The sequence below is a fragment of the Pseudomonas sp. RG1 genome (assembly GCF_025910115.1).
Lineage (GTDB): Bacteria > Pseudomonadota > Gammaproteobacteria > Pseudomonadales > Pseudomonadaceae > Aquipseudomonas > Aquipseudomonas atacamensis.
In genome coordinates this window covers 1-1,590 of the sequence record NZ_JAPCIK010000057.1, presented here as the reverse complement: position 1 = coordinate 1,590, position 1,590 = coordinate 1, and the positions used below count along the sequence as shown (strand labels likewise).

Below are 1,590 nucleotides of genomic sequence, written 5' to 3'. Positions count from 1 at the left end.
CGTCTGGGTTGAAACCGTCGACCAAGACGAGGTCGGCACGCAACTGAGCATGTTCGTGCCCCCTCGACACATGGTCGATGGCCAGTTCGCGGCATCCTATGTGGTCAAGCCTTTGGGCGGCACGGATCAACCGTCCGAAGTCATGCAGGTGCGGGTCAAACTCACTCGTCCGGGCGGGCACGATGACAACGGCGACGGCGGGCATTCCAAACTGGTCATGATCATTCCTCAGGACATTCTTGAAGGCATCCACGCAGGCAACGTGGCAGCGGGCGCGCCGATCACCATCGGCAACAACGATGGCACGCCGCCCTATCCCTTCGCCGCGGCCGGCGATGTCTGTCGCGTCAGCTGGGGCGGCGTCTACGTCTACAGCGATCCGCTGACCGAGGAGCAGGCCCAAGGCAAAACGCTGATCATCGTGAAAGTTGAAGAAGCCGACATCCGCGAGGCCGGTGATGCCGACGCTCCCGGCGTGGCCGTGGTGTTCGAGGTGTACGACTGCGTGTTCAACCGTTCCGAGGACTGGAGCCCCGAGCAGCGTGTGCCGGTGGCGGTGGATACGACTCGGGCGGACGCCCCGTTGCTCAAGGAAACGGTGAACAACGTACTGGACGTTGACAAGCTGGGCGATGCTGACGGCACCGTGCAGATTATCGCCATGGACACGAACAAGTTCAAAATCGGTGACCTTGTATTCATCAGGATCAAGGGCACGCCGGTCGAAGGGCCGCCGATTGATTGGGAACCTTCAGCAGGCGTGAAGCTGGAAAGTGTGCCGAGCATCATGGAAATCATGGCGCCCAACGCCGTGCTGCGCCAGTTGGCCAAGTCCCAGATCACCTTGTCGTATCGCCTGGAAAAAGCCGACGGCTCCGCTGAATTACGTTCCAAAAGCCAGTTCATCCGCGCCATCGGCGAAGTCAAGCGCCTGGCCGCGCCGATCTTGCCGGATGAGAACTCCGGGTCGCTGGACCCGACGCTGGACCGAGTAGAACTCGAGATCCCTTTCGACAAATCCTTCGCCGAAGGCCAGGTCCTCACGATAGTCATGCTCGGCACCACGCCAGGCCTCAAGCCTTACCTGCCAGACCTGCCGACTCGGCCCATCACCCACAACGATATCGTCGCAGCCGAACCGTTGTTGTACAGCATTGATGGCGCGCACCTGAACCCGGTCAACGGTGGCACCGCGGAGTTCTATTACCAATTACAGATCCCGGATACAGTGCTCGACACGCTGAACCCGTTCGAGGCCACCCGCGCCGTTCGCGAGTCGATTCACACCGACATCCTGCGAGTCGGCAAACCACGTCTGGAACTGCCTCAACCGCAGGTGGCCGGCGTGGTCGATGGCGTCCTGCCTGCCGACACCGCCGGCACCACCCTGACGGTGATCTACACGGAAACAGTGACCGGCGACGAAGTCTTCATGTTCTGGATCGGTTCAATCACGGGCGAATACCGCGACTCGATCAAGCTGAACGAACTCACCGCTGGCAAGGAAGTGCCGTTCCCTATCGACGCCAAGTGGATCAAGGGCAACGAAGGCGGGACGGTGATCGCCAAATACCAAATCAAACGCGCGGC

1 pseudogene is annotated in these 1,590 nt (G+C 60.8%); it reads left to right on the top strand.

The annotated features are described in order from the left end of the window. Positions 1–1,590 (top strand): annotated as a pseudogene (locus tag OK411_RS26985) (hypothetical protein); the annotation flags it as partial.